Origin of the sequence: Streptomyces sp. NPDC053427 (assembly GCF_044544985.1) — a bacterium.
In the GTDB taxonomy this organism is placed as follows: Bacteria; Actinomycetota; Actinomycetes; order Streptomycetales; family Streptomycetaceae; genus Streptomyces.
In genome coordinates this window covers 63,373-81,539 of the sequence record NZ_JBITYA010000014.1, presented here as the reverse complement: position 1 = coordinate 81,539, position 18,167 = coordinate 63,373, and the positions used below count along the sequence as shown (strand labels likewise).

General features: G+C 71.6%; 16 protein-coding genes and 1 tRNA gene. 11 read left to right on the top strand and 6 right to left on the bottom strand.

Features of this window, described 5'->3' with window-relative positions; genetic code table 11:
• Nucleotides 1–37 precede the first annotated feature (37 nt).
• The 4 genes from ACIGWZ_RS33125 to ACIGWZ_RS33110 form a co-directional block, all read right to left on the bottom strand.
• A complete protein-coding gene (locus ACIGWZ_RS33125; protein ID WP_400070576.1) occupies nt 38–868 on the bottom strand; it encodes an MBL fold metallo-hydrolase in 831 nt (276 codons plus the stop codon).
• Nucleotides 865–1,797, bottom strand: a complete 933-nt coding sequence (locus ACIGWZ_RS33120) for an NUDIX hydrolase (protein ID WP_400070574.1) — start codon at nt 1,795–1,797, stop codon at nt 865–867. The genes ACIGWZ_RS33125 and ACIGWZ_RS33120 overlap by 4 nt, the downstream gene beginning before the upstream one ends.
• A 78-nt stretch (nt 1,798–1,875) precedes the next feature.
• Nucleotides 1,876–2,340, bottom strand: coding sequence for a RidA family protein (locus tag ACIGWZ_RS33115; protein WP_400070572.1), 465 nt, complete (start codon nt 2,338–2,340; stop codon nt 1,876–1,878).
• On the bottom strand, nt 2,337–2,495 hold the full coding sequence (locus tag ACIGWZ_RS33110) for a DUF4177 domain-containing protein (protein ID WP_003967454.1): 159 nt from the start codon (nt 2,493–2,495) through the stop codon (nt 2,337–2,339). Before ACIGWZ_RS33110 ends, ACIGWZ_RS33115 begins: the two co-directional genes overlap by 4 nt.
• Nucleotides 2,496–2,668: 173 nt before the next feature.
• Between ACIGWZ_RS33110 and ACIGWZ_RS33105 the strand changes: the two genes are divergently transcribed.
• Both ACIGWZ_RS33105 and ACIGWZ_RS33100 read left to right on the top strand, forming a co-directional pair.
• Nucleotides 2,669–3,646 (top strand): ArsA family ATPase, encoded by a 978-nt coding sequence (locus tag ACIGWZ_RS33105; RefSeq protein WP_400070570.1) that lies wholly within the window; start codon nt 2,669–2,671, stop codon nt 3,644–3,646.
• Nucleotides 3,643–4,935 (top strand): ArsA family ATPase, encoded by a 1,293-nt coding sequence (locus ACIGWZ_RS33100; protein WP_400070568.1) that lies wholly within the window; start codon nt 3,643–3,645, stop codon nt 4,933–4,935. The genes ACIGWZ_RS33105 and ACIGWZ_RS33100 overlap by 4 nt, the downstream gene beginning before the upstream one ends.
• 209 nt (nt 4,936–5,144) lie before the next feature.
• Here ACIGWZ_RS33100 and ACIGWZ_RS33095 read toward each other — a convergent pair whose 3' ends face one another.
• Nucleotides 5,145–5,486 carry a WhiB family transcriptional regulator gene (locus ACIGWZ_RS33095; RefSeq protein WP_400070566.1) on the bottom strand — a complete coding sequence of 114 codons (342 nt, stop codon included), beginning with the start codon at nt 5,484–5,486 and terminating at the stop codon, nt 5,145–5,147.
• A 384-nt stretch (nt 5,487–5,870) separates the two neighbouring features.
• Here ACIGWZ_RS33095 and ACIGWZ_RS33090 point away from each other — a divergent pair, with 384 nt between their 5' ends.
• Nucleotides 5,871–8,060: a transglycosylase domain-containing protein gene (locus ACIGWZ_RS33090; protein WP_400070563.1), complete on the top strand. Its 2,190-nt coding sequence runs from the start codon at nt 5,871–5,873 to the stop codon at nt 8,058–8,060.
• Between the two features lie 146 nt (nt 8,061–8,206).
• On the opposite strand, the gene ACIGWZ_RS33085 is transcribed toward ACIGWZ_RS33090, so the two are convergent.
• Entirely contained in the window at nt 8,207–8,671 is a 465-nt protein-coding gene (locus ACIGWZ_RS33085; protein ID WP_400070561.1) for a GatB/YqeY domain-containing protein, read from the bottom strand.
• Between the two features lie 120 nt (nt 8,672–8,791).
• Between ACIGWZ_RS33085 and ACIGWZ_RS33080 the strand changes: the two genes are divergently transcribed.
• The 8 genes from ACIGWZ_RS33080 (at nt 8,792) to ACIGWZ_RS33045 (ending at nt 18,090) form a co-directional block, all read left to right on the top strand.
• Nucleotides 8,792–9,718, top strand: coding sequence for a metallophosphoesterase (locus ACIGWZ_RS33080; protein ID WP_400070559.1), 927 nt, complete (start codon nt 8,792–8,794; stop codon nt 9,716–9,718).
• A 72-nt stretch (nt 9,719–9,790) separates the two neighbouring features.
• Nucleotides 9,791–10,456, top strand: a complete 666-nt coding sequence (locus ACIGWZ_RS33075) for an integral membrane regulator (protein WP_400070557.1) — start codon at nt 9,791–9,793, stop codon at nt 10,454–10,456.
• A gap of 12 nt (nt 10,457–10,468) precedes the next feature.
• Nucleotides 10,469–10,542, top strand: a tRNA-Pro gene (locus ACIGWZ_RS33070).
• 730 nt (nt 10,543–11,272) lie between these two features.
• A complete protein-coding gene (gene lepB, locus ACIGWZ_RS33065; RefSeq protein WP_400070555.1) occupies nt 11,273–12,154 on the top strand; it encodes a signal peptidase I in 882 nt (293 codons plus the stop codon).
• A gap of 440 nt (nt 12,155–12,594) precedes the next feature.
• Entirely contained in the window at nt 12,595–13,275 is a 681-nt protein-coding gene (locus ACIGWZ_RS33060) for a response regulator transcription factor (protein WP_400070903.1), read from the top strand.
• Nucleotides 13,276–13,280: 5 nt separating this feature from the next.
• Nucleotides 13,281–14,543 carry a sensor histidine kinase gene (locus tag ACIGWZ_RS33055; RefSeq protein ID WP_400070553.1) on the top strand — a complete coding sequence of 421 codons (1,263 nt, stop codon included), beginning with the start codon at nt 13,281–13,283 and terminating at the stop codon, nt 14,541–14,543.
• Nucleotides 14,544–14,639: 96 nt separating this feature from the next.
• Nucleotides 14,640–15,458 (top strand): ABC transporter ATP-binding protein, encoded by an 819-nt coding sequence (locus tag ACIGWZ_RS33050; protein ID WP_400070552.1) that lies wholly within the window; start codon nt 14,640–14,642, stop codon nt 15,456–15,458.
• Nucleotides 15,459–15,510: 52 nt separating this feature from the next.
• Nucleotides 15,511–18,090, top strand: a complete 2,580-nt coding sequence (locus ACIGWZ_RS33045) for an ABC transporter permease (RefSeq protein WP_400070550.1) — start codon at nt 15,511–15,513, stop codon at nt 18,088–18,090.
• Nucleotides 18,091–18,167: the final 77 nt, after the last annotated feature.

Below are 18,167 nucleotides of genomic sequence, written 5' to 3'. Positions count from 1 at the left end.
AGGTCGCTCGCCGCCGGCCCCGGTTCCTCACATGGGATCAGATCAGCCCATGCTCGCCCAGATAGTCCAGCTGCGCCCGCACCGACAGCTCCGCGGCCGGCCACAGGGAACGGTCGACGTCGGCGTACACGCTGGCGACGATCTCGGCGGAGCTGCGATGGCCGGCTTCGACCGCGGTCTCCACCTGGGCGAGCCGGTGCGCCCGGTGCGCCAGATAGAACTCCACCGCCCCCTGAGCGTCGTTCAGTACCGGCCCATGGCCGGGCAGGACCGTCGACACACCGTCGTCGACGGCCAGGGAGCGCAGCCGCCGCAGCGAATCCAGGTAGTCGCCCAGCCGCCCGTCGGGGTGCGCGACCACGGTGGTGCCGCGCCCCAGGATCGTGTCGCCGGTGAGGACCGCGGCATCGGCCGGGAGATGGAAGGAGAGCGAGTCCGCGGTGTGGCCCGGTGTGGGCACCACGCGCAGCTCCAGACCGCCGGTGGTGATGACGTCGCCGGCCGCCAGCCCCTCGCTGCCGAGCCGCAGCGCCGGGTCCAGCGCCCGCACGGCCGAACGGGTCAGCTCGGCGAACCGGGCGGCGCCCTCGGAGTGGTCCGGGTGGCCATGGGTCAGCAGGGTCAGCGCGATGCGCTTGCCGGCCCGCTCGGCGGCGTCGACGACCGCCTGGAGGTGGGACTCGTCGAGCGGCCCGGGGTCGATGACGACGGCGAGATCGGAATCCGGCTCGGCGACGATCCAGGTGTTGGTGCCGTCCAGGGTCATCGCCGACGCGTTCGGTGCCAGCACACAGTGGGCGCGCGCGGTGGCCTGCCCTGAGATCACTCCGCCGCGGGGCTGGCCGGGGAGGGCGGCTGCTTCGGTCATCGGGGGGTCCCTCCCGAGGGGTTCGTGGTGGAGGAGGGGTCTGACTCGGCGTCGCCCGGGCCGTCGCCGGTGGTGATGTGCTTGGTGAACTCGTCGTGCCCCGGCCAGCTCAGCACGATCTCTTCGCCCACCAGGCGGGCGCGGGCGAGCACCGGCGTCAGGTCCTGTGCCTCCGCCGCGGCCAGCGCGTCCGCGGCCGTGCCGTACGGCTGGAGTGCGCGCAGCGTCGCGATGGTCGGCGGCATCATCAGCAGCTCGCCGCCGTCGTAGCCCGCCGCGGCCTCCGCCGGCCGGATCCACACGGTCCGGTCCGCCTCCGTGGAGGCATTCCGGGTGCGCTGGCCGTCCGGGAGCGCGGCGACGAAGAACCATGTGTCATAGCGCCGCGGCTCGAACTCCGGGGTGATCCAGCGCGCCCAGGCGCCGAGCAGATCGGAGCGCAGGACCAGGCCGCGGCGGCCCAGGAAGTCGGCGAAGGACAGCTCGTGGGCCACCAGGGCCGCGCGGTCCGCCTCCCAGTCCTCGCCGGTCGTGTCCGCGACGACCGTGTCGGCCGTGGCGCCGGCGAGCAGCACGCCGGCCTCCTCGAACGTCTCGCGTACGGCCGCGCAGACGATGGCCTGCGCGGCGGCCGGGTCGACGCCCATCCGGACCGCCCACTGGGCGCGGGAGGGCCCGGCCCAGGCCACCGGGCGCTCGTCGCGCGGGTCGACGGAGCCGCCCGGATACGCGTACGCGCCTCCGGCGAAAGCCATGGAGGCGCGTCTGCGCAGCATGTGGACGGCGGGGCCGCCCGCGTCGGAGTCCCTCAGCAGCAGGACGGTCGCGGCCCGCCGGGGCGTTGCGGGGGTCAGCTCACCGCTCGCGAGCGCCCGGATGCGGTCCGGCCACTCCGGCGGATACCACTGGCCATTGGTCGTCGACGACATGGCCGGATGCTATGCGCTCGCGCGCGGATGTTCGAGGGCCTCCTGGCCCCCTTGGCCGTTATTCGGCGCCCAGGGCCGCTATTCGGCGATCTCGACCTGGATCTCGACCTCGACCGGCGCATCGAGCGGCAGCACCGCCACACCCACCGCGGACCGGGCGTGCACGCCCTTGTCGCCCAGGATCTCGCCCAGCAGCTCACTGGCACCGTTGACGACGCCCGGCTGGCCGGTGAAGTCCGGCGCGGAGGCCACGAACCCGACGACCTTCACGACGCGCTGGATCTTGTCCAGGTCACCGGTCACCGACTTCACGGCGGCCAGGGCGTTGAGCGCACAGGTCGCGGCGAGTTCCTTGGCCTGCTCCGGGCTGATCTCGGCGCCCACCTTGCCGGTGGCCGACAGGGCGCCGTCCACCATCGGCAGCTGGCCGGAGGTGAAGACGTACGCACCGGAGCGCACCGCGGGCTGGTACGTGGCCAGCGGCGGCACGACCTGCGGCAGCTTCAGGCCGAGCGCCGCGATCTTGTCCTCCGCCGCGCTCACGCCTTCTCCCGCTTCAGGTAGGCCACCAACTGCTCGGGGTTGTTCGGGCCCGGCACGACCTGGACCAGCTCCCAGCCGTCCTCGCCCCAGGTGTCCAGAATCTGCTTCGTCGCGTGCACGAGCAGCGGCACGGTCGCGTATTCCCACTTGGTCATGGGCCGAGGGTAATACCTGTACGGGGCCGCGGCGGACGCCGTCCACGCCCGGCCCGGAGCATGCGTTCCCGGCGCGACCCTGACGCATCCCGGAGAAATGTTCAGCTGATCTCCGGGTCATCCCAGGCGTATCCCGTGCGTATCCGCGACACGGACTGGTTAGGCTCCTTGGCGTGAGCAGGCTCCATGTCGTCAGCGGCAAGGGCGGCACCGGCAAGACCACGGTCGCCGCTGCCCTCGCCCTCGCCCTCGCCACCGAGGGGCGCCGTACCCTCCTGGTCGAGGTCGAGGGCCGCCAGGGCATTGCCCAGCTGTTCGAAACCGAGGCGCTTCCGTACGAGGAGCGCAAGATCGCGGTGGGACCGGGCGGCGGAGAGGTCCACGCCCTGGCCATCGACGCCGAACGCGCCCTTCTGGACTACCTCCAGATGTTCTACAAGCTGGGCGGCGCCGGGCGGGCGCTCAAGAAGCTCGGCGCGATCGACTTCGCCACCACCATCGCACCGGGCCTGCGGGACGTCCTGCTGACCGGCAAGGCGTGCGAGGCGGTCCGCCGCAAGGACAAGAACGGCGGGTTCGTCTACGACGCGGTCGTGATGGACGCCCCGCCGACCGGCCGCATCACCCGCTTCCTGAACGTCAACGACGAGGTGGCGGGCCTGGCGAAGATAGGCCCCATCCACAATCAGGCGCAGGCCGTGATGCGGGTCCTCAAATCCCCCGAGACCGCGGTCCACATGGTGACCCTCCTGGAGGAGATGCCGGTCCAGGAGACCGCGGACGGCATCGACGAGCTGCGCGCCGCCGGCATCCCGGTGGGCGGCATCGTCATCAACATGACCCGTCCCGCCCTCCTGGACAACGGCGACCTCGAGGTCGCCGCGCGCGGGGCCCGTACGGGCATCGCCAAGGCCCTCTCCCAGGCCGGCCTGGGCGGCGCGCGGCGCGGCGGACTTGCCGAGCGGCTGATCGACCCGCTGCTGGAGCAGGCGCGCGAACACGCCGAGCGGGTCGAGCTGGAGCGCGCCGAACACGCGGAACTGAAGGCAATCGGCCTGCCCACCTTCGAGTTGGAGCTGCTCCCCGAGGGAGTGGACCTCGCCGGGCTCTACCGCCTGGCGAGAGACCTGCGGAAACAGGGGCCCATATGACCTCGGACGACATGACACTGGACGCCTCGGCCCCGTGGCTCGAGGTCGACGCGCTGCTCGACGACCCGCGCACCCGCATCGTGGTGTGCTGCGGCTCGGGCGGCGTCGGCAAGACCACGACCGCCGCGGCGCTGGGCGTACGGGCCGCCGAGCGCGGCCGCAAGGTCGTCGTGCTGACCATCGACCCGGCCCGGCGACTGGCGCAGTCGATGGGCATCTCGGAGCTCGACAACGTCCCGCGGCAGGTCAAGGGCGTCGACGAGGCCGCGGGCGGCGAACTGCACGCGATGATGCTGGACATGAAGCGCACCTTCGACGAGATCGTCGAGGGCCATGCGGACGCCGAGCGGGCGCGCGCCATCCTGGAGAACCCCTTCTACCAGTCGCTGTCGGCCGGTTTCGCGGGCACGCAGGAGTACATGGCCATGGAGAAGCTCGGCCAGCTCCGGTCCGGCGACGAGTGGGACCTGATCATCGTCGACACCCCGCCGAGCCGCTCCGCGCTGGACTTCCTGGATGCGCCCAAGCGCCTGGGTTCCTTCCTGGACGGCAAGTTCATCCGGGTCCTGATGGCGCCGGCGAAGGTCGGCGGCCGGGCCGGCATGAAATTCCTGAACGTCGGCATGTCCATGATGACGGGCACCCTCAGCAAGCTGATGGGTGGTCAGCTCCTGCGTGACGTGCAGACCTTCGTGGCCGCGATGGACACCATGTTCGGCGGCTTCCGCACCCGCGCGGACGCCACGTACCGGCTGCTGCAGGCGCCCGGCACGGCATTCCTCGTGGTGGCCGCGCCGGAGCGGGACGCGCTGCGCGAGGCGGCGTACTTCGTCGAGCGGCTGGCCGCCGAACAGATGCCGCTTGCCGGTCTCGTACTGAACCGGGTGCACGGCAGCGGCGCCGCCCAACTCAGCGCGGAGCGCGCGCTGGCCGCCGCGGAGACCCTCGCGGACCACGACGAAAATCTTGAACCGGACGGCATTGTCGATCATCACAACGGGAAGGTTTCTTCCGGAACCGCCGGCGGCCTCTCCCCCGCTGCCGCGGCGGAGCAGGTGCCATCCACGTCGGCCTCAGCGGCGCAACTCGCCGCTGGGCTGCTGCGGCTGCACGCGGAACGCATGCAGGTCCTCGCACGCGAACGGCGCACACGGGATCGCTTCACGGCGCTGCATCCCGAGGTCCCGGTGACCGAAGTCGCCGCGCTGCCCGGTGACGTCCATGACCTCGCCGGCCTGCGCGCGATCGGCGATCGCCTCGCACTGGGCCAGGCCGAAGCCGACGGCTGATCCCACGGCCGGCCAGCCACGGCAGGCCACCCTCAACGGGCCACCCCGCACCAGGCCCTCCGCAACGGACCTCCGGCAACTGCCCACCGGCGCCCGGGCACGGCCACTCGGACCAGCCCGGCGGTGGCTCGCCACCCCGGCGGCCCACCGCTCGCACGGCCCACCGCTCTCACGGCCCGCCGGCCTCATGGCCCGCCGACCGCCTTCGGCTAGCCGACCGCGGCGTACTCGTCAAAAGTCTCGTCCTCGCAGTCCAGAGGCAGGATGCCCGTGCTGCGCTCGTATTCCGTACGCGCTGTCTCCAGCAGTCGGCGCCATGACGTCACGGTCGGCCGACGGCGCAGCAGCGCCCTCCGCTCCCGCTCCGTCATACCGCCCCACACGCCGAACTCCACCCGGTTGTCCAGGGCGTCGGCCAGGCACTCCGTACGCACCGGACATCCGGTGCACACCGCCTTGGCGCGGTTCTGCGCCGCCCCTTGCACGAACAATTCATCCGGATCGGTAGTGCGGCAGGCTGCCTGTGCACTCCAGTCGGTTACCCAGCTCATGCTGGCGCCGTCCTCTCCCGAATCGAGGCTCCCCCACGGCGGCAAGCGGCATATTCACCGTTGCCAGTTGAGGACGTTACGGAAGGCAGGCAGGGCGCAACACCCCCTTCGGGCCCAATCTTGAATGGCCCGAACGGACTATGCGTACGCGGCAGATCACCCAACGGAGTGACCGGACGGCATACGTCGCTTTCCAACCAAGTCCGGACACTTCACCCTGGGCACAAGGGATTTCCGGTGACACAAGCGGGCAAGAGGGGCGGGGTCCGCACAGAGAGAGGGGGTTGACGAACCGAGGCGTAACCATCCCGCTGTGACAGGTGAGAACAGGCTAAGCGAACAGGTGCACCCCTGTCCGGCGATTCAGAACGTAGGGTTGTCAGCATGGCTAAGAAGCGCGATGGCGGAGGTCTGTCCAAAACCCAGACGGCCGCCAAGTTCCTCGGTGTCAGCGTCCTCGCCGGAGCCGTACTCGCCGGCATCGCGCTGCCCGCCGCCGGAGCCCTGGGGCTGGCGGCCAAGGGCTCGGTCGAGGGGTTCGACGACATACCGGCCAACCTGAAGACGCCACCGCTCAGCCAGCGGACCACCATCCTGGACGCCAAGGGCGGCGAGATCGCCAAGGTCTACTCCCGCGACCGCACGGTGGTGGGACTCAAGGACATCTCGCCGTACATGCAACAGGCGATCGTCGCGATCGAGGACGCCCGCTTCTATCAGCACGGCGCCGTCGACATGAAGGGCATCCTGCGCGCGCTCAACAAGAACGCGCAGTCCGGCGGCGTCTCCCAGGGCGCCTCGACACTGACCCAGCAGTACGTCAAGAACGTCTTCATCGAGGAGGCGGGTGACGACCCCGACAAGGTCGCGCAGGCCACCCAGCAGACGCTCGGCCGCAAGGTCAAGGAACTCAAGTACGCGATCCAGCTGGAGAAGGAACTCGGCAAGCGCAAGATCTTGCAGAACTATCTCAACATCACCTTCTTCGGGCAGCAGGCGTACGGGATCGAGGCCGCCGCCCAGCGCTACTTCAGCAAGCCCGCCAAGGACCTGAAGCTGGAGGAGGCGGCGCTACTGGCCGGCATCGTCCAGTCGCCGAGCCGCTACGACCCGGTCAACGACCCGCAGGAGGCGACCCGGCGGCGCAACACCGTCCTGCAGCGGATGGCCGATGTGAAGGACATCACCCAGGCGCAGGCTCACGCGGCCGCCCAGAAGCCGATCCAGCTGAAGGTCAGCCGCCCCAAGAACGGCTGCATCACCGCCGTGGACGGCGCGGGCTTCTTCTGTGACTACATCCGCAAGGTCTTTCTCAACGACAAGGCTTTCGGAAAAAACCGGAAAGCCCGTTCCAAGCGCTGGGACGAGGGCGGCATGACGATCCGCACCACCCTCGACCCGCAGACCCAGAAGGCGATCCAGAAGTCGGTCGGCGATCACGTCTATGACGACGACCCGGTCGCCAGCGCCGCAACCATCGTGGAACCGGGCACCGGCAAGATCCTCGGCATGGGCCAGTCCCGCCCGTACGGCCTGGGGCCGCACGAGACCCAGATGAATCTCTCCGTGGACCACGACATGGGCGGCGGCGCCGGCTACCAGCCCGGGTCGACCTTCAAGCCGGTGGTCGCGGCGGCCGCGCTGGAGCAGGGCACCAGCCCGTATCAGAAGTACTCCTCGCCGTTCCGGATGCAGTATCCGAGCCCGGTGCAGACCTGCAACGGCGAGTGGCAGGGCACGGAATCCACCCAGAACGAGAACAAGTCGGAGGTCGGCCCGTACGGCATGAAGGAGGCGACCGCGAAGTCGGTCAACACCTACTTCGTGCAGCTGATCAGCGACATGGGCGTCTGCCCCGCGGTCAAGATGGCCCAGAAGATGGGCATCGAGCGGGCGGACGGCAAGCCGTTGCAGCAAGTTCCGTCGATGACGCTCGGCGTGCAGGAGATGTCGCCGCTGACGATGGCCGCCGGCTACGCGGCCTTCGCCAACGGGGGCGAGTACTGCTCCCCCATCGCCCTCGAGTCGATCACCGACGCGCGGGGCAAGGCGATGGCCGTCCCGCAGAGCAGCTGCCGCAGCGCGATGTCCAAGAGGACCGCGGACACGATCAACACCCTCCTCAAGGGCGTCGTCCAGGACGGCACCGGCCAGAAGGCGGGACTCAGGGGCCGCGACAGCGCCGGCAAGACGGGCACCAGCGACAGCCGCTACGCCGCCTGGTTCGTGGGCTACACCCCGAACGCGGCCGGCGCGGTGTGGGTCGGCGACCCGCAGCACCAGCGCAAGATGTACAACATCACCATCGGCGGCGTCCCCCACGAAAAGGTCTACGGCGCCGACACCCCCGGCCCCATCTGGCGCGACGCGATGACCGGCGCCCTGGCGGGCCGCCCCGCACCGGCCCTGTCCACCGTCCCGATCAATGACCCGGACAAGGGCAAGGGGGACGGCGGCAAGGGGAAGGGCAAGCACCGGCCCGGCCGAGGCCACGGCGGCGACAACAAGCCGGGCGGCGGATGGCACATTCCGGGCTTCCCGGACATACTGGGCGGCGGCAACGGCGGCTGGTAACCCACCCGTTGGATGTCCGGCGGCCACCGGCAGAACGCCGCGGCCGCCACGCCGGCGAGACAGAAGAAGGGGCGCCCTCCCAGGAGGGCGCCCCTTCTCATACGGTCCGGCGGGCGGCGCAACCGCAGCCACCGCCGCCCACGGGCTCAGACCGCCAGCAGCTTCTTCACCACCGCGGCCACCCGGCCGCCCTCGGCGCGGCCCGCCACCTGCGGGTTGACGATCTTCATCACGGCGCCCATCGCGCGCGGCCCCTCGGCGCCGGCACCCTTGGCCTCCGCCACCGCCGCCGCAACCAGCTGCTCCAGCTCGTCGTCGGTCAGCTGCTTGGGCAGATAGTCCGCGAGCACCTCGCCCTCGGCACGCTCCCGCTCCGCCGAATCGGCCCGGCCGCCCTTGTCGAACGCCTCCGCGGCCTCCCGGCGCTTCTTCGCCTCCCGCGCGATGATCTTCTCGACCTCGCCGTCGGACAGCACGCGCGCCTCGGTGCCCGCGACCTCCTCCTTCTGGATCGCGGTCAGCGTGAGGCGGAGGGTCGAGGAGCGCAGCTCGTCGCGCGCCTTGATCGCGGTGGTGAGGTCGTCCTGCAGCTTGGACTTGAGCGTGGTCATGCCGTCGAGTATGCCCCCACCCACCGACAACCGCCGCGCCTTTTCCCCGCAGGCCCCGCTTGTCGCCCCCCGGCTGCCGCCCGTTCCCGCTCACCCCCGCTCCTCTGCCACGATGGGTACATGCGCGCGCGATACGGAGTACCCCTGACCCTGACGGCAGTCGGCGCGGCCGGCCTGGCCTACGCCGCCGGCTACGAAGTCCGCTCCTTCCGCCTCCGGCGCGTCACCGTGCCCGTACTCCCCCGCGGCATGCGACCGTTGCGCGTCCTGCAGGTCTCCGACATCCACATGGTCGGCGGTCAGCGCAAGAAACAGCGCTGGCTGCAGTCGCTGGCCGGGCTGCGCCCCGACTTCGTCATCAACACGGGCGACAACCTCTCCGACCCCGACGGCGTCCCGGAGACGCTCGACGCGCTCGGCCCGCTGATGGAATTCCCCGGCGCGTACGTCTTCGGCTCGAACGACTACTACGGCCCCAAGCTGCGCAACCCCGCCCGCTACCTGCTGGAAAAGGTCCAGGGCCGGCACGGCCTCAACGGCAACGCACCCGCCGTCGGCGTCGTCCACAACCCGTGGCAAGACCTCCGCGACGCCTTCGACGCGGCGGGCTGGGTCGGCCTGTCCAATTCCCGCGGCCGCCTCAAGCTGGAGGGCATCGAGATCGCCCTGACCGGCCTGGACGACCCGCACATCAAGCGCGACCGCTACGCCGAGGTCGCCGGCGGCCCGGAATCCGGTGCCGACCTCTCGCTCGCCGTCGTCCACGCCCCCTACCTGCGCTCCCTGGACGCCTTCACGGCCGACGGCTACCCGCTGATCCTGGCGGGCCACACCCACGGCGGCCAGCTGTGCATCCCCTTCTACGGCGCCCTGGTCACCAACTGCGACATCGACACCGACCGCGTCAAGGGCCTGTCCACCCACACCGCCGACGGCCGGACCTCCTACCTCCACGTCTCCGCCGGCTGCGGCACCAACCGCTACACCCCGGTCCGCTTCGCCTGTCCCCCGGAGGCGACGCTGCTGACGCTGACGGCGCGCGACTGACACGGGCGGAGGGGCGGCGCCGCACGGCCCCGCCCCTCCCCCATCCAGGGGTCCGCCCCCTAACGTGGAGGAATGTCCGACCCCACCCGGACCTCACAGTCCACGCGCCACGCGACCGGCCCGGCCGGCGCCGCCGCCCGGACCCCGGCCGCGGCCGTCGCCCCCACCGTCCGCCGCCCCCTCGCGGCCACCGCCCGCGCCCTGATCGCCGCGGCCGCCCTGACCGGCCTCGCCCTCGCGGTCGCCGCTTCCCCCGACCCGCCGCGCCTCCTCGCCGACTTCGCCGTCCAGGCCAATCTCGCCGCGGCCCTCGGCTTCACGGTCTCCGCCCATCGCGCCTGGAGCGGCCGCCGCCCGGTCTCCCCCCGCCTCACCGGCGCCCTCCTCGTCTTCCTCTCCCTGGCCGCCCTCACCCACCACCTCACCCCACCCTCCGACACCACCAACCTCCTCCTCACCACCGCCACCCCCTTCGCCGCCCTCGCCGACTGGCTCCTCCTCACGGCACCCCGCGGCTTCCGCCTGCCCTACGCGTGGCAGTGGCCGGCCTACCCCCTCCTCCACCTCTCCCTCACCACCCTCCACACTTCCCCGCCCCGCCCCTCCTCCACCACCATCACCATCGCCGCCACCGCCTGCCTCCTCCCCTTGATCACCATCGCGATCGACCAGGTCAGGCCCGCTCCCCGGCTCCACAGGAACCGGATTTCGCCTACGGGGATCAGTCCGCTAAAGTAGAGCTCGTTGCTTCGGGGTGTAGCGCAGCTTGGCAGCGCGCTTCGTTCGGGACGAAGAGGTCGTGGGTTCAAATCCCGCCACCCCGACTGAAGGAACACAGGTCAGAGCCACCTACGGATTTCCGTAGGTGGCTCTCCTGCTTTCTGCGTGGCGTGACCAACTGCGTGACCAGCGCTCCGGATTCGCCATGAAGATTTCCTCCCCGGCGAGCGCTCCCGCCTGTCTGGAGCCTCCTCGAAGCCCGCCGCCCCGGAGCGCCCGACCAGGCGCGAGATCCCTTCGCGCAGGACGCCGCCGGCCGAGCGGCTGGACGATGCTGTGGCGTAGCCCACACGGGGTCCGTTGCGCAGCGTTCGCCCCCTCGGCCTTGTTGATCGCTTGGCGGAGGGCTCGGCGGGCGTTGGTCGAGTCGAGATCTCTGCAGCGGGATCGCTGGCCAGGGACGGGGCCATCTCGTCCTGACGGGCGGCTTCGGCGATCAGGGCCTTACGACGCAGGGCGGTGAAGACACCGGCGTTCCTCCAGGCGTGGCGGCGCCCGCAGGCGGTGGGTCAGGGCCCTGCTCGCCCATCGGTAGGTGCGGCTCGTTCGACTTCCTTCGGTCGTCGGCACGTTGGGCGCGTGTCAGGAGTGTCTTTTCACCGGAGGGATGGGGCGCGGCGCCGCACAGAGCCGGGGATCGATCGTGGGGATGATCGGCTTGCGTCGTCGTGCTGGCCCTCCGCTGAAAGGAACGATTGCCCCAACTCGGCTCGTTGGGGCGGAAGTGGACCTGCTTCGTACACGGGCAGGCGCATCAGGGCGGGAGAGGCGAACGTGGGGAATCGGCAGGTCGGCGCACCGTTGGGTGCTGAACGTCCCGGAGAAGACAAGGGGTCGGCCGGGGCGGGGGCGGCCTCCTCGCCTCGGACGCCGGCACAGGAGCGCGGGGCCGACGACGCGAAGCGGAAGCGGGGCAAGCCGCGCAGCTTCTGGAAGGAGCTGCCGATCCTCGTGGGCATCGCCCTGGTGCTCGCGCTGCTGATCAAGACGTTCTTCATACAGGCGTTTTCGATCCCGTCGGGCTCCATGCAGAACACCCTGAAGAAAGGGGACCGCGTCCTCGTCGACAAGCTGACGCCGTGGTTCGGCTCGAAGCCGGAGCGCGGCGAGGTGGTGGTCTTTCACGACCCGGGCCACTGGCTGCCCCAGCAGAAGGAGCAGCCGAACCCGCTGGAGAACGTGCTCAGCTTCATCGGCCTGAGGCCGTCGTCCGATGAAGAGAACTTGATCAAGCGGGTCATCGCGGTGGGCGGCGACACCGTCGAATGCAAGGCCCCCGGTCCGGTGAAGGTCAACGGCAAGGCGTTGAAGGAGCCGTACATCTTTCCCGGCAACACTCCCTGCGGTGACCGGCCGTTCGGCCCGGTGAAAGTCCCCGAGGGCCGCATGTGGGTGATGGGGGACCACCGTCAGAGCTCGTGGGACTCGCGGTACCACCAGGACATCGACGGCGGCACGGTCGCGATGGACCAGGCCGTAGGGCGCGCCTTCGTCGTCGCCTGGCCGGTCGATCGCTGGTCCACGCTGCCGGTTCCCGACACCTTCCAGAAAGCGGGACCGATCGTGGATGCAGCGGGGTATCCGGCCGCGCTCGGGCTCGTGGGCGCGCTACCGCTCGTGCTGTGGCGCCGCCGCAGGTTGAACATACGACGTTGACCAGGCGCGGCGGGACCCGGTCGGCGCCCCCGAGCGGCGCCCCGATCCACGGACGGCCGTCGGGGCGGGTTTGTATCCGGTGCGTATCAGGGAGCGCTTGGTTGTCCGTCGGATCGGGGGGCCGGGCCACGGCGAAGAGGGTGGCGGGAGGGCGTGAGTGCTGGGGGGCTGGTCGCCGTCGGAGCCGGGATATGGCATCTGACCTGCGAGTTTTCCGATGGGGGTGGCTCCTGGGAGTGCGCTGCGTGTCCGTCGTGTGACGGCGTCGTCGTGCGCGGTGTCTGTCGTATCGTTCGTTTCGGGTCGCCGGCCGTGCGTGCATGTGGGAGCGGCGCCTCGCCCAGCCCGTCCGAACAGGAGTCGCCCCCGTGTCCTCGTCCGCCTCGGCTCCCGCCGCTCCGCGTCGTGTTCGCGTGTTGCTGGTGGAGGACGACGAGCTGATGCGCCGGTCCTTCGCCGTCGCCCTGGAGCGCTACGGCTATGAGGTGACGGTCGCGGCCGATGGGCTCACGGGGCTCGAGATCTTCCGCGGTGCGGGCGACGGGGGCTTCGACCTGCTGATTCTGGACGTGATGCTGCCCGGCCTGGACGGGATCGGCCTGTGCCGCCGGGTGCGGGAGAGCAGTTTGGTGCCGGTTTTGATGATGTCCGCTCGGGGTGACGGGCTCGATGTCGTCGCCGGGCTGGAGGCCGGGGCGGACGACTACGTGGTCAAGCCGGTGGATACGTACGTGCTCGTGGCACGCATCCGCTCGCTGCTGCGGCGGGCGACCTACGCGCCGCCCGCCGCGCAGGCCGAGCGCGCCGCGGGCGAGGGGCCGCCGCCGTCCGAGGGGCAACCGCTGGTCTTCGGGGACCTGACCATCGACACCGGCGGCCTGGAGGTGTCCGTCTCCGGAAGCCCGGTGGCGCTGACGCCGACCGAACTGAAGCTGCTGCTGGAGTTCGCCGCCCGCCCGGGCATCGTGCTGGAGCGGCACACCCTGCTGCGCAACGTCTGGGAGTACGGCTGGGACGGCGACAGCCGGGTCGTGGACCTGTGTGTACAGCGGCTGCGCAGAAAGCTGGGCCGGGAGCGGATCGAGACGGTCCGCGGCTTCGGCTACAAGTTGCGGCGCTGAGGCCGGTGCGTTCGTTCCACCGGCTGCGGCCGGCCCGCGCGTCCCTGCGCTGGAAGATCGCCGCACTGGCCGCGGCCACCGCGTGTCTGGTCGTGGCGGCGGTGGGCGTGCTGGTCCACCTGTGGACCGCGCACGACATCCGCGACCGGGCCGAAGCGCACGCCTCCAACACCCTGTACGCGGCCATGGACACCTACCGGCGCACCGGAACGCTGACGGACGGTGCCGAAGTCGATCCGGCCGCGCTGCCCGACGTACTGCGCCACCCGGCCGACGGCGACCGGCACACGGTCCACGACGGGCGCGTCGACGGGAATCTGGGGCCGAGCGTCTGGGCCGCCCAGCGGGTCGGCGGTCCGGGCAGCCAGGTGCTGGCCGTCCAGGTCAACATGAGCCCGGAGCTGCACACACTGCGCCGGCTCGACGCGACCATGGCGGTGGCCTCGCTGGCCGCACTCGCGGCGGCCGTGCCCCTGGCGGTCTACGGCGCCGGGCTGATCGGCCGCCGGCTGCGGCGGGTGTCCGAGACCGCGGGCCGGATCTCCGCCGGGGACCTCGACGCCCGGACCGGGCCCACCAAGGGCCACGACGAGGTGGCCGACATCGCCGCCACCGTCGACCTCATGGCCGACAGCCTCGGCCGACGGCTGCGCACCGAGCGGCAGTTCACCGCGGACGTGGCCCATGAACTGCGCACCCCCGTCGGCGGTCTGCTGGCCGCCGCCGACCTGCTGCCGCCCGGTGAGACGGAGGATCTGCTCCGGGCCCGGGTACGCGATCTGCGCGGCCTGATCGAGGACCTGCTGGAGATCTCCCGGCTGGACGCGGGTGCCGAACAGCCGGTCCGCGCCCATGTCCCGCTCGGCGCCGTCGTCTCCGAGGCCGTGCTGCGCACCGGATTCGACGCGTCGGTCAGCGTCGCCGACGCACAGGGCGCGGAGGCCGCCGGAACGGTGGAGACCGACCCGCGTCGCCTCGAACGGATCGTCAGCAACCTTGTCGTCAACGCCCACCGGCACGGGGAGCCCCCGGTCGAGGTCACCGTCGAGGGCCGTACGGTCGTCGTGCGCGACCACGGTCCCGGCTTCCCGCCTGACCTGCTGCGCGACGGTCCGCGCCGCTTCCACACGGGCGCGGCGGAGCGCGGCTCGGGCCACGGCCTGGGCCTGACCATCGCCCTGGGCCAGGCCCGGCTTCTCGGCGCCGAGCTGCGCCTGGACAACGCCCCGGACGGCGGCGCCGTCGCCACCCTGCGCCTGCCGGCCTGACCGGCCGGCCACGGGAGATACAGAACTGCTGCGGAGCGGCGCGGACGCCGATACATGACGGCCCGGGGCCCCGATACGTTCCCCGGACACCCTTCGATGTGCACCCTTCTGCACCCGAAGAGGAGTCCCTCTGTGACCGCCGAACCCCTTGCCCCGCACGCGTTGCACCCGACGCCCGGCATCGCGGCCGCCACCACCGACCTGTCGAAGGTCCACGGCAGCGGCGACACCCGTGTCGTCGCCCTGGACCGTGTCAGCATCGCCTTCCGGGAGGGCGAGTTCACCGCGATCATGGGCCCCTCCGGCTGCGGCAAGTCCACCCTGATGCACTGCGCCGCCGGGCTCGACCCGGTCAGCTCCGGCTCGGTCCGCATCGGCACCACCGAACTGAGCACGCTCGACGAACGGCAGCTCACCGAGTTGCGCCGGGACCGGATCGGCTTCATCTTCCAGGCATTCAACCTGCTGCCGACGCTGACCGCGCTGGAGAACATCACGCTGCCCATGGACATCGCGGGCCGCAAGCCCGACCGGCAGTGGCTGGACCGCGTGGTCTCCATGGTCGGTCTCTCCGAACGGCTCGGGCACCGGCCCGGACAGCTGTCCGGCGGGCAGCAGCAGCGTGTCGCCGTGGCCCGCGCGCTGGTCTCCCGCCCCGCGATCATCTTCGGCGACGAGCCCACCGGCAACCTCGACTCCCGCGCCGGGACGGAGGTGCTGGGCTTCCTGCGCGACTCCGTGCGCGAACTGGGCCAGACCGTGGTCATGGTGACGCACGACCCGGTCGCCGCCGGCTTCGCCGACCGCGTGGTCTTCCTCTCCGACGGCCGTCTGGTCGACGAGATGGCCCACCCCTCCCCGGACCGGGTCCTGGACCGGCTCAAGGAGTTCGACACCCGCGCGCGGGCCAGCTGACCCGGCCTCACACCCCCGGCATCGAACCCGTCCCACGTCCCGAAAGCTCCCCATGCTGAGAACAGCCCTGCGCAACGTCCTGGCGCACAAGGCCCGTCTGGTCATGACCGTCCTCGCGGTCTGCCTGGGTGTCGCGTTCGTCTGCGGCACCCTTGTCTTCGCGGACTCCTCCGCCGCGGCCTACCGCGCCGCCGCGGCGAAGAACTTCGCGGACATCGCGGTGACCGTGACCGCGAAGGCCTCGCCGTCCGGGGCCGCCGCGAACCGGCACCCCACCGTGCTCGACGACGCGCTCGCGCGGAAACTGGCCGAGGTGCCCGGAGTCGCCGCCGTACGGCCGACGGCCGACGGCTCGGCAACGCTGAACGCCGCGGACGGCACTCCGCTGCGGGCCGGCAAGGCGTGGGCGAACCTGGCCGCCGCCTACGTACCGGGCAAGGAGGGCAAGAACGCCAAGGACGGCCGCTATCCGCTGGTCAAGGGCCACGCCCCGCGCGACAGCGGGGAACTCGCCGTGGACAGCGGCACCGCCGCCGCCGGCAGGTTCGGCATCGGCGACATGATCACGCTGGCCACCGACGGCCCGGTCATGAAGAAGCGGCTCGTGGGCATCGTCACCACCCAGGACAGCCGGGTGACCGCCGGCGGCACCCTCGCCCTGTTCGACAAGGCGACCGCCCAGAAGCTGTTCGCGGCGCCGGGCCACTACTCCGCGATCGATCTGGCCGCCGAGCCCGGCACCGACCAGGTCGCGCTCTCCCAGCGGGTCACCGCGATGCTCCCGGCCGACCGGGCCGAGGCGACCAGCGGCGCCGCCCAGGCTGCCCAGCAGGCCACCTACCTCGACACGCTGACCCGCGGCTACCAGAAGATGCCGATGATCTTCGCCGGGGTCGCGCTGTTCATCGGCTCGTTCCTCATCGTCAACACCTTCACCATGCTCGTCTCCCGGCGCACCCGCGAGATCGCGCTGCTGCGGGCGATCGGCGCCTCCCGCCGCCAGGTCGTCCGCTCCGTCCTCTGGGAGGCGGTCCTGGTCGGCCTCGCCGCGTCGGCGGCCGGTTTCCTGTGCGGCCTCGGCATCGCCTCCGTGCTGCCCGACGTCCTGAGCACCTCGCAGGACACACTGCCCCGCGGCCCCCTGGTGATCGGCCCGCTCCCGGTCGTGGCGGCGCTCGGCGTGGGCGTGGGCGTCACGGTGCTCGCCGCGTGGCTGCCGTCCCGCCGGGCGGCGAAGGTCGCGCCCATCGAGGCGCTGCGCTCGGCCGAACAGCCGCCCACCGCCGCCCGGTCCCGGATCCGCGGCCTGGCGGGGCTGGTCCTGCTCGTCCTCGGCGCCGGGCTGCTGGTGTCGCTCATGGGAGAGAAGGACGCCTCGGCCTCGGTGGAGAACCTGCAGAACGCGATGCTCGGCTGCGCCCTCCTCGTCGTCGCCATGATCGTGCTGGCGCCGTCGCTCGCCTCCCCCGTGATCCGGCTGAGCGGACGGCTGACCGGCCGCTTCGGGATCACCGGCCGGCTCGCCCGCGAGAACGCGCTGCGTGACCCGCGGCGCACCGCGGCCACCGCCTCCGCCCTGATGGTCAGCACGGCGCTGGTCGCCGGGCTCGCCGTCATCGGAAACTCCACCGGGCAGGCCCTCGACCGTCAGGCCGCGGCCGGCCTCGACGCCGACTACGTGATCAGTAGCCGCACCTCCATGACCTCCATCGACCCGGCCGCCGAACAGCGGGTGGCCGACGCCCCCGGGGTGCGGACGGCGGCCGCCGTCACGGACTCCACCCTGTTCACCGGCGGCGGTGTCCGGCAGATCGCCGGCGTCGGCCCCGGCGCCGTGCGCGACGTCATGCGGCTCGACTTCACCAGCGGCTCCCTCGAAGACCTCGGTCCGGGCCGGCTCGCCGTCTCCGCCACCGTCGCCCGGCAACAGGGCGTGCGCGCCGGCGACAAGCTCAACGCCCGCATGGGCCGCAACCAGGAGTTCACGCGGTTCACCGTCGTCGGCGTCTACCAGGACAACCCCACCGCCGGGGACGTGCTGGGTGACCGCGGCGAGGTGCGGCGGAACAGCTTCCTGCCCGGCTCCGTCCAGCGGATCCTCGTCCGCACCGACAGCGGCGCGGACGCGAGGATTACCGAGGACCGGCTGCGCACCGCCGTGGGCAACAGCCCGCTGGTGCAGGTGAAGGACCGGCAGGCCCTCGTCCACGAGGCAGCCGGCTCCCTGGGCAACCTGCTGACCCTGATGTACGGGCTGCTCGCCATCGGCGTCGTGATCTCCGTGCTCGGCATCGTCAACACCCTGGCCATGTCGGTGTCGGAACGCACCCGCGAGATCGGCGTACTGCGCGCCGTCGGCATGGGCCGCGCCGGCATCCGGCGAATGATCCGCCTGGAGTCGGTGACCGTCGCCGCCTTCGGCACCCTCCTGGGCCTGGCGGGCGGACTGTTCGGAGCCTGGACGGTCGGCGCGCTGGCAGCCGGCGCAATGCCGCAGTACTCCCTGGCGCCGCCCTGGGGGACGCTGCTCCTCGCCTGCCTGGTGTCCCTCACGATCGGCGCGGTCGCGGCAGCCGTCCCGGCCCGCCGGGCAGCCGCCCTCGGCCCGCTGGAAGCCGTCGCGGAGTCGTGACGCACGGGCTCCGGCACGTCCTCGCCGTCCTTGCCTCGCTGCGCGCCTGACCGCCGACTGGTGGGAACGCAAAACGG

What these genes read in the sequence shown, in the direction of transcription:
- ACIGWZ_RS33125 (WP_400070576.1), bottom strand. Translation starts at nt 868, where the DNA reads ATGACCGAAGCAGCCGCCCTCCCCGGCCAGCCCCGCGGCGGAGTGATC.
- ACIGWZ_RS33120 (WP_400070574.1), bottom strand. Translation starts at nt 1,797, where the DNA reads ATGTCGTCGACGACCAATGGCCAGTGGTATCCGCCGGAGTGGCCGGAC.
- ACIGWZ_RS33110 (WP_003967454.1), bottom strand. Translation starts at nt 2,495, where the DNA reads ATGACCAAGTGGGAATACGCGACCGTGCCGCTGCTCGTGCACGCGACG.
- ACIGWZ_RS33100 (WP_400070568.1), top strand. Translation starts at nt 3,643, where the DNA reads ATGACCTCGGACGACATGACACTGGACGCCTCGGCCCCGTGGCTCGAG.
- ACIGWZ_RS33095 (WP_400070566.1), bottom strand. Translation starts at nt 5,486, where the DNA reads ATGAGCTGGGTAACCGACTGGAGTGCACAGGCAGCCTGCCGCACTACC.
- ACIGWZ_RS33090 (WP_400070563.1), top strand. Translation starts at nt 5,871, where the DNA reads ATGGCTAAGAAGCGCGATGGCGGAGGTCTGTCCAAAACCCAGACGGCC.
- ACIGWZ_RS33085 (WP_400070561.1), bottom strand. Translation starts at nt 8,671, where the DNA reads ATGACCACGCTCAAGTCCAAGCTGCAGGACGACCTCACCACCGCGATC.
- ACIGWZ_RS33080 (WP_400070559.1), top strand. Translation starts at nt 8,792, where the DNA reads ATGCGCGCGCGATACGGAGTACCCCTGACCCTGACGGCAGTCGGCGCG.
- ACIGWZ_RS33075 (WP_400070557.1), top strand. Translation starts at nt 9,791, where the DNA reads ATGTCCGACCCCACCCGGACCTCACAGTCCACGCGCCACGCGACCGGC.
- ACIGWZ_RS33060 (WP_400070903.1), top strand. Translation starts at nt 12,595, where the DNA reads ATGCGCCGGTCCTTCGCCGTCGCCCTGGAGCGCTACGGCTATGAGGTG.
- ACIGWZ_RS33050 (WP_400070552.1), top strand. Translation starts at nt 14,640, where the DNA reads ATGTGCACCCTTCTGCACCCGAAGAGGAGTCCCTCTGTGACCGCCGAA.
- ACIGWZ_RS33045 (WP_400070550.1), top strand. Translation starts at nt 15,511, where the DNA reads ATGCTGAGAACAGCCCTGCGCAACGTCCTGGCGCACAAGGCCCGTCTG.